The sequence below is a fragment of the Streptomyces sp. NPDC048331 genome (assembly GCF_043201215.1).
Classification (GTDB): Bacteria; Actinomycetota; Actinomycetes; order Streptomycetales; family Streptomycetaceae; genus Streptomyces.
In genome coordinates this window covers 78,245-86,741 of record NZ_JBICYT010000030.1, presented here as the reverse complement: position 1 = coordinate 86,741, position 8,497 = coordinate 78,245, and the positions used below count along the sequence as shown (strand labels likewise).

The 8,497-nt window shown below is 73.8% G+C and carries 6 protein-coding genes and 1 pseudogene; 2 read left to right on the top strand and 5 right to left on the bottom strand.

Annotated elements, in window-relative coordinates:
- Together manB and ACGFYY_RS32115 are read right to left on the bottom strand one after the other, a co-directional pair.
- A pseudogene (gene manB / locus ACGFYY_RS32120) lies at nucleotides 1-508 on the bottom strand (phosphomannomutase/phosphoglucomutase); the annotation flags it as partial.
- A gap of 79 nt (nucleotides 509-587) precedes the next feature.
- Entirely contained in the window at nucleotides 588-1,037 is a 450-nt protein-coding gene (locus ACGFYY_RS32115) for a DUF3499 domain-containing protein (protein WP_365270748.1), read from the bottom strand.
- A gap of 15 nt (nucleotides 1,038-1,052) precedes the next feature.
- Between ACGFYY_RS32115 and ACGFYY_RS32110 the strand changes: the two genes are divergently transcribed.
- A complete protein-coding gene (locus tag ACGFYY_RS32110; RefSeq protein ID WP_393714786.1) occupies nucleotides 1,053-1,532 on the top strand; it encodes a metallopeptidase family protein in 480 nt (159 codons plus the stop codon).
- 24 nt (nucleotides 1,533-1,556) lie between these two features.
- On the opposite strand, the gene ACGFYY_RS32105 is transcribed toward ACGFYY_RS32110, so the two are convergent.
- From ACGFYY_RS32105 to ACGFYY_RS32095, 3 genes are all read right to left on the bottom strand, one after another.
- Nucleotides 1,557-3,041, bottom strand: coding sequence for a DUF5719 family protein (locus ACGFYY_RS32105; RefSeq protein WP_393714784.1), 1,485 nt, complete (start codon nucleotides 3,039-3,041; stop codon nucleotides 1,557-1,559).
- Nucleotides 3,038-6,700, bottom strand: coding sequence for a glycosyltransferase (locus tag ACGFYY_RS32100; protein ID WP_393714782.1), 3,663 nt, complete (start codon nucleotides 6,698-6,700; stop codon nucleotides 3,038-3,040). The genes ACGFYY_RS32105 and ACGFYY_RS32100 overlap by 4 nt, the downstream gene beginning before the upstream one ends.
- A 298-nt stretch (nucleotides 6,701-6,998) precedes the next feature.
- Nucleotides 6,999-7,262, bottom strand: coding sequence for a WhiB family transcriptional regulator (locus ACGFYY_RS32095; protein ID WP_003983763.1), 264 nt, complete (start codon nucleotides 7,260-7,262; stop codon nucleotides 6,999-7,001).
- A 629-nt stretch (nucleotides 7,263-7,891) separates the two neighbouring features.
- Here ACGFYY_RS32095 and ACGFYY_RS32090 point away from each other — a divergent pair.
- Nucleotides 7,892-8,449: a cysteine dioxygenase family protein gene (locus ACGFYY_RS32090; RefSeq protein WP_365270718.1), complete on the top strand. Its 558-nt coding sequence runs from the start codon at nucleotides 7,892-7,894 to the stop codon at nucleotides 8,447-8,449.
- Nucleotides 8,450-8,497: the final 48 nt, after the last annotated feature.

Below are 8,497 nucleotides of genomic sequence, written 5' to 3'. Positions count from 1 at the left end.
GGTCGACCAGGCCGCGCAGGTGGGCGGCGTAGCCGGGGAGGGAGTCCTGCTCGGTGACGGTGCCGGGGACGGTGCCGGCCGGGATCGCCGGGGCGTCCGTGTCCGACCACTGCTCGACCAGCTCGCGGATCTGCGAGAGGCCGGTGTCCTGGCCCACCGGGGCGGCACCGGCGCGGCACAGCTTGATGCCGTTGTACTTGGCCGGGTTGTGCGAGGCCGTGAACATCGCACCCGGCAGGTCCAGGGAACCGGAGGCGTAGTACAGCTGGTCCGTCGAGCAGAGCCCGATCAGGGTGACGTCCACGCCACGGGCGGCCGCGCCGCGGGCGAAGGCGGCGGACAGGCCCGGGGAGGACGGACGCATGTCGTGGCCGATCACGATCGCCGTGGCGGAGGTGACCTCGACGAACGCGGCACCGAACAGCTCGGCCAGGGACTCGTCCCACTCGTCCGGCACGACACCACGCACGTCGTACGCCTTGACGATGTTCGAAAGATCTGCGGCCACTGCCTGCCCTCCTGAAGGTCCTGTTCGGTTCAGCAAAACCTACCCTGAACCGGGAGAAGCCTTTCAGGCCGTCGAAGCGTCAGGAATCGGGCGATCTCAGGACGCGCAGGTGTCCACGACGGGTCTCGCCGGTGGACGGGCCGCCCTGGCCGGGACCGCCGGCCTCGGCCGTGCGCCCCGGCGGGCGGGCGGCTTCGCGGACGGCGTTGGCGAGGGCTTCGAGGTCGTCGCCGCTGGGGCGGGACGGCCCGGAGGCGTCGGACAGGCGCACGACGTCCCAGCCCCGTGGGGCGGTCAGGCGCTCCGAGTGCTCGGCGCACAGGTCGTAGCAGTGGGGTTCGGCGTAGGTGGCGAGCGGGCCGAGAACTGCGGTCGAATCGGCGTAGACGTACGTCAGTGTCGCGACGGCAGGGCGGCCGCACGCAGTGCGCGAACAGCGACGTACAAGGCTCACGACGTTGGACGGTACCGCACTCTTGACCGGGCCGCGACGACTCCACCGCCGTGCACTCCCCCGTGTCGTGCTCAGGGCTACCCTGCGGGGGTGACGGACACCCCTCTTCCTCCCTGCCCCGCAGAGCCGCCGGCCGGGGCCCCGGCCGACCCCCGCCCGCGTCGGCGGGACCGGCACGGGCGCGGGATGCGCGGTCCGGTGGCCCCTCCTCAGGTACCGCTGTCGGCGAGCCGGTCGGAGCTGTTCGGGGACCTCGTACGGGACTCCGTGGAGCGGCTGGAGCGGCGCTGGCCGCAGCTGTCCGACGTGGAGTTCCTGATCGGTGACGTGCCCGGGCCGCCCGGCGGTCCGGCCGGGGGCTGGAACGACGAGGCGGTGCCGCTGGGCGCCGTGCAGGAGTCCCGCGAAGGCCGGCCGGCCCGGATCGTGGTGTTCCGGCGGCCGGTGGAGATCCGTACCAAGACGCGGGACGAGAAGGCGGTGCTGGTCCACGAGATCGTGGTGGAGCAGGTGGCGGAGCTGCTCGGGCTCTCGCCGGAGACGGTCGACCCCCGGTACGGCGAGAACTGACCCGCGCGTACCGGGGGTGTCCTGTCAGCGGGACAGGACCGAGAGGTCCTGGGCGGCCTTGGGGACCGAGACCGTGGAGTGGTCGTCGGAGAAGGCCTGGACGGTGAACATCGGGATGCCCTCGTGCGGGAGGGACAGGGTGCGGGCCGCGTGGACCGGGCCGCCCGAGAGGGTCTCGACGGTGAGGGCGTAGGAGCCCTTACCGCCCGCGGGGGCCAGGGAGAGCGTCTGGGTGGTGCCCGCCTTGACCGTGACCTCCTGGGAGGCCGGCTCGCCGCCGCCGGTGCCCGGCGAGGCCGTCACCTTGACCTTCGCGTCGGCGCCCGGCGCGGTCAGCGCCAGCAGGGTGGTGTTCTCCTCGGGCCGGTTGTCGGCCACCGTCGCCCGTGCGCCGACCGGCCCGGTGGCGGGGATGAAGCCGATCTCCTGCTTGGCGCCGCTGCCGCGGACCACCCGGAGCGCCGCGACGACCGGGGCGGACTTCTTGGGGTCGGACGGGGTCAGCAGCAGCGAGCCGGGCTCGCCGCGGGTCAGGTCCTTGAGGTCCACGGCCGCCGTCATGCCGGCCTTGACGTGCAGCTGCTCGTTGCCCGCCGGGCTGATCGAGCCGCCCGGTGCGGCCAGGCGCACCTTCAGGTCCGCGTCCTCCGCGCCCGGCACGAAGACGTCCAGCCGTACGGAGGTGGCGTCCGCCGGGATGCCCGGCAGGACGAGCGAGCCCGCCGGGTCGGCGGCGGGCGGCAGCCAGTCGGCGCCCACCCCCTCCTCGCCGACCTGCACCGACGCGCCGACCCGGCCGGCGCGGGTGGTCACGTGGGCGGTGGCGTCCGCGAGCTGGGCGCCCGGGACGAGGGTGGACAGCAGGACGGTCTTGGTGGACTTGGGGTCGACCCGGATGCCGTCGCTGGTGCCGGCGTCGGGCTTGGCCGGACCGTCCGGGCCGAACAGCTTGATGTCGACGATGGCGGCGGCGTCGTCGGGGTTGGTGAGGTGGACGTAGTCCTCGCGCCCCTTGGCCGTGCTGACCGCGGGGAACCAGAAGTCGGTGCCGGGGGCGGTGCAGCCGACGCCGAGCACGCCGCGGCTGCGGCCGACCGAGACCTTGGTGGTCAGCTGTGCGGTCCAGCCGGGCGCCAGGGCCCCGTCGGCGCTGCCGGTGAGGGCGGGTGCGTCGGCGCCACTGGCGGTGGCCCCGAAGGGCTTGCCCGGTTCCTTGGGTTCCAGCACGGGCTTGGCCTCGGCGGTCGCGCCGAGCAGTCGGGCCGATCCCTTGCCACCCCCGGCGGCGCCGCCGGGGGTGAAGGCCGTGTACGTGGTCTCGGCGATGTCCGAGGAGCTGGGCCCCGGGCAGACCAGCAGGGATCGCTCCACCGGCATCCGCGCCGCGGTGGCGGCCTTGGCGTCGGCCGCCTTGCCGTCGGTGGCGGGTGCGGTGAGGGCGGCGACGCCGGTGAGGGCGGCCAGGGCCGCGGTCACCGCCGCCAGCGTCAGGGGTGCGCGCTGCTTCACTGCTGGGGGCTCCCGTCCGGGCGCGGGTCGTGCGGTGCGTGGGGCTGGTGGGGGTCGTACGGCTGGTAGGGCTCGTACGGGTAGCTGTACTGCTGCTGGTCCGTGTCCTGGACCGGCCGGTGCTGCGGCTGCTGCGCGTACGGGTCCTCGTAGGCCTGACCCGCTTGACCCACCTGACCCGCCTGGCCGCCCTGCTGGTCGTACTGCGGGTACGGGTCGTAGGGGACCTGCTGCTGCGGCTCGTACGCGTAGCCGCCCTGGTCGCCGTAGGCCTGGTACGCGTAGCTGTCGTCGCCGTACACGGGCTGCGCCGGGATCTGCGCGTACGGGTCGGCGACCTCGGCGGTCTCCACCGGTGCGGGGGTCGGTTCGGCCTCGGCGCGCAGCCGGCGGGCGCGGCGGCCCTCGCCGGCCTCGCCCGGGCCGGGCCGGGACGGGGCCTCGGCCTCCTCCTCCGGCAGGTCGTCGTCGAGCTCGGCGCGGCGGCCGGGCAGGGCCATGACCAGCAGGACCAGGGCGAGCAGGCCCTGGGTCCAGTACCAGGCGGTCCGCGGCAGGGAGTCCTCGTGGACGAGGTCGAGGCGGCCGCCGTCGGCGGGCAGTTCGAAGCCCTGTGCCCAGCCGTCGACCGTCTTGGCCTTGAGGGGCTTGCCGTCGAGGGCGGCCTGCCAGCCCTCGTCGGCCCGGTCGGCGATGCGGAGGACGCGGCCCGCGTCACCGGCGGGGATCTTGCTGTGGGCCTCGACGGGTCCGGCGGCGACGGGGATCGGGGCCTCGCCCTGCTTGCCGGAGACGATGACGGCGCGCGGCAGCCAGGGTTCGACGCCCCACAGGGCGGTGCCGTCCTGCTGGTGGCGACGGCTGAGGCCCGGGGTGGCGTCGAGGACGCGGCGGATCTCCTCGGGGCCGCCGGGGCGGAACATCACGAAGCGGATGGCGTAGGCGCTGAGCTGGCTGGACTGGTCGGCGCCGGAGCCGGCGACGAGGTTGGAGACGACCTTGTCGAGGCGGGCGTCGCCGCCGGTGCGGGCGGTGACCTCCGCGTCGCCGATGCGGCCTCCGGAGCCGCGGACGAGGCTGTAGGAGACGGTGGCGGGCGGGTCCAGGTCGAGGATCAGGGTGCGGGTCTGGTTGTCGTCGCCGCTCGCGTCCGCGACGAAGGCCGGGACCTGTACGGGGTCGCGGCGCTGCAGCGGACCGTCGGCGCCGGCGACCATCCAGGTGGCGGCGGCGATCAGCGGCCCCACGGCGGCGACCAGGGCGATGAGGGCGGCCAGCGGCTGGCGCCAGCCGAAGCTGCGGGCGGCGACGCGTTCCTTGGCCCCGTCGGCGCCGAGCACGGCGGCCGCGAGCAGGGCGAGCCCGTAGACGAGGGTGGCCGGGCCGGCCCAGGCGGTGCGGTTGAGGACGACGGCGAGGAGCAGTCCGGCCAGGGCGGCGGCCCAGGCGGTGCGGACGGCGAAGGCGCGGTCGGTGCGCAGCAGGGCGGCCATGGCGGCGAGGACGATGCCGACGAGCACCGCTCCGGGGCCGGTGCCGGGGCCGCCGGGGCTGAGGGCGAGCAGGCCGAAGGCGTCGGCGGACCCGGCCCCGTAGGGCAGGCCGGCCTCGTGCAGGAGGCGGCCCGGGTGCGTGAGCAGCCCCAGTGACCAGGGGGCGAGCACGACGAGCGGGACGGTGAGGGTGGCGAGCAGGCGCAGGCCGTACGCCTTCCAGTGCGCCCGGCGCAGGACGAGCGCGCCGATCCCGAGGACGGCGGCCATCGGCCAGACGACGGGGGTGAAGGCGGTGGTGAGGGTGAGCAGCAGGATGTACGTCCACACGGCGCGCCGGCCGCCCCGTCGGTCGGCGGCGTCCGCGCCGTCGGCGAGGTCGAAGGCGGTGACGGCGGCGCGGGCGAGGAGCGGGAGCACGACGGCGAGGACGGCGGTGCCGAGGCGGCCGCCCGCGAGGGCTCCCGTCACGGCCGGGAGGAAGGCGTAGGCGACGGCCGCCCAGGCGCGCAGCAACCGGGATTCGACGAGCGGTCGGGAGGCGAAGTAGGCGGTGAGGCCGGCGAGCGGGACGGATCCGACGAGCAGCAGGGTCAGGGCGGCCTGGGTGGATCCGAACAGCAGGGTGGCGAGGGTGCCGAGGACGGCCAGGTAGGGCGGCGCGGAGGCGGTGGAGCCGGTACCGACGGCGTGCCAGCCGTCGGTGTAGGCGCCCCAGAGGTCGGAGCCGCTGCCGGGGGCGGGCAGCAGGGCGCCGCCCATGAGGGAGCCGCCGCCGATCAGGGCGCGGCAGGCGGCGAGGGAGACGAGGGCCAGGAGGGCGAGGAGGAGGGGCGCGGGGTTGCGGGCGAGCCGCTTGAGGCGGGCGAAGCGCTCGGTCTCGACCAGGTACTCGCCGTCCTCGCGGGGGGCGTCGAGGACGCTGCCTCCGCCGTGCCGGCCCGCGGGGGCGGCCGCGGTGTCGCGGTCGGTGCCGAAGTAGCCGGCGAGCTGTTCCGCGTTGGCCCGCAGGGAGGCTCCCGGCGGGGGGAAGAGCGGGCGCAGTTCGGCGGCGGGGACGGCGGGGCGGCGGCGGGCCTTGCGGGCGGCGAGGAGTCGGCCGGGGCGGAGCAGGGTGGCGAGCAGGCCGGTGAGCTCGTCGACGGCCTGGCCGGGGGCCTTGCCGATGAGGTAGGCGAGGGTGCGGAGCACGGTGCCGAGCAGGACGCGCAGCAGGACGTACGGCAGGGCGCGGCCGGAGCTGTTGGCGAGGATCGTGTAGACGGCGCCGGCTTTGTCGACGCGGTGCGGGCCGGCGGTGGTGCGTCCGGCGCAGTCGACGGTGCGGCGTTCGCGGGCGGCGGCCTCGGCGTGCCGCAGGACGGCGTCGGGGGCGACGAGGACGGTGTGGCCGGCGCTCTGGGCGCGCCAGCACAGGTCGACGTCGTCGCGCATGAGGGGCAGGCGCCGGTCGAAGCCGCCGAGTTCGTCGTAGACGTCGCGGCGGACCAGCATGCCGGCGGTGGAGACGGACAGGACGGGGCGGACCTGGTCGTGCTGGCCCTGGTCCTGTTCGCGGCGGTCGAGGCCGGTCCAGCGGCGGCCGCTGCGGGCGATGGTGACGCCGGCTTCGAGGAGCTGCTTCTTGTCGTACCAGCCGCGGAGCTTGGGGCCGATGATCGCGGCGTCGGGGTTCTCGTCGGCGACGCGGAGCAGTTCGGTGAGGGCGTCCGGTTCGGGGGCGCTGTCGTCGTGCAGGAGCCAGAGCCACTGGACGGGTTCGCCGTGGGGGAGGTCGGGCAGGTCGTACGTGTCGTCGCGCCAGGTGCGGCTCACCGGGTCCCAGCCGCTGGGGCGCTTGAGGTACGGGAGCTCCTCGGGGGTCAGGGTGCCCGCGCTGCGGGCGGCTTCGTCGACCGCGGTGCCGAAGCCGGTGCGGCGGGCGAGGTGCAGGACCCGGTCGTCGCCGAGGGCCTCGGTGAGCAGGCGGGCGGATTCGTCGGCGCTGCCGGTGTCGGCGGCGACGTGGTTCTGCGCGGGGCGTTCCTGGCCGAGGAGGCCGGCGAGTGTCCGGGGCAGCCAGCGGGCGCCGTCATGGGCGACGAGGACCGCGGTGACGACGTGCCGGGGGAACTCGGGTGTGGCTGGGGCCTGGTAGGAGGCCGTCGACTGGCTGTGCAGGGACATCGCGGTACGGGCCCTCCGGCCGGGGGTCCGGGGGTGGTGTGCCCTCGGAGGCTGCTGGACAGCGCCCCACCCTAACGGCTGCCACGACAGCGGTCCGCCTCCTGCGGGGAAGGTGCAGGAGGCGGACCGTGTGCCGTGCTGTGTATCGCGCTCGTCGTCCCGTTCGGCGCACGGTCTGTCATGCGTCGAAGTGCGCTCTGTGGTGCGTTCCGCGGTGCGTTCTGTCGTTCGTTCCGTGGTGCGTTCGCTATGTCGTGCGATGTGCGGTGGGTGCCTGACCTGTGGCGCGTCGGCCGTTTCAGACCGCTGCCTTTTTCAGGCGGCGGCGTTCCCGCTCGGACAGTCCGCCCCAGATGCCGAAGCGCTCGTCGTTGGCGAGGGCGTACTCGAGGCATTCGGAGCGGACTTCGCAGGCGAGGCAGACCTTCTTGGCCTCGCGGGTGGAGCCGCCCTTCTCGGGAAAGAAGGACTCGGGGTCGGTCTGGGCGCACAGAGCGCGCTCCTGCCACCCGAGCTCTTCGTCCGCCTCCTCGACCAGCAGTTCCTGAAACAGCTCGGTCATGTGCGCCCCTCGCTCTGTCTGTGCGTCCCCGTGACGATGTCGTCACTGATTGCTACGTAACGACACGAGTGAAATTACAAGTGCGTGGCTCCGGGGCAGTCAAGCCGAGATCTGCTATTGGGCCCCTTATTCACTCTGCGGAACCAAGCCTATGCAGTAAGTGTTCATATCGCCAAAAATCGTGACACATGCCACCGACATCACGGGATGCCGTCTTTACCCGTATTCCACGTGCCACCTCCGGGCGGGGTTGCGGTCCGGCCGGAGAAGCGGCGCAGATCACATTCAGGTCACGGAAGTCGGGATCTGGTTTGAGCGCCGACACAGCGCCACATCCCCTGTCGCACACTGCACAAACCTTTCTCCGGGCACGGTAACCGGATGAGGTGAAACTTTTACCCCAAACCGGACATTGGGTTGACAGTCCGGCCCCCGAGCCGTTCTCCTTGTTTGCATGTCAGCGCCCGCAGCCACCACCCGGACCCCCGTTCGTGGGTTCCTGTGCGCTGCCCAGGTTCGCTGTTGCTGTTGCAGCTGTTGATGCCCGCGGAGCCTCGGCTCCCCAGAGCTCCGGCCCGTCCCCGCAGCAACCGCCAGCACGACTGACATCCGTCGAGGTATCCCCCACGATGAACAGCACGCACAGCGCCACCCCCACCGCTCCCGCCGCTTCCGTCCCTTCCGACGCACCCGCCACGGTCGAGAGCGACCTCCAGATCGCCGGCGACATCCTCGCCGTCCAGCACCTGCTCCAGCCCGCCCGGGAACACCCGGCCACCGTCTCCGAGTTCGCCGGACTCGCCCGTTCCATCGCCGAGGACCGCGCCTCCTGGGAGCACCTCGTCGAGTACGACGCCACCACCCGCTGGTACCACCGGCTGCGCACCGGCCCCGGCTACGAGGTCTGGCTGCTCAGCTGGGTCCCCGGCCAGGGCAGCGGCCTCCACGACCACGGCGCCTCCTCCGGTGTCATGACCGTCCTGGAGGGCGAGCTCACCGAGCACACCCCCCGCGGCCGCACCACCCACCGCCCCGGCACCCAGCGCGTCCTCGCCCCCGGCCGCGCCCACGAAGTCGTCAACGACGCCCTCGACGGCGCGGTCAGCCTGCACATCTACTTCCCCGGCCTGACCGAGATGCCGATGCACAGCTGCTCCCCGGCCGAATCCGCGTCCGTACCCGCCTGACTTCGCACGGCCGGACCACCACCCCTCCACGACAGCCTTCGGCCGACA

Coding starts and splice junctions, on each gene's coding strand:
- ACGFYY_RS32100 (WP_393714782.1), bottom strand. CDS start 6,700: ATGTCCCTGCACAGCCAGTCGACGGCCTCCTACCAGGCCCCAGCCACA.
- ACGFYY_RS32095 (WP_003983763.1), bottom strand. CDS start 7,262: ATGACCGAGCTGTTTCAGGAACTGCTGGTCGAGGAGGCGGACGAAGAG.
- ACGFYY_RS32090 (WP_365270718.1), top strand. CDS start 7,892: ATGAACAGCACGCACAGCGCCACCCCCACCGCTCCCGCCGCTTCCGTC.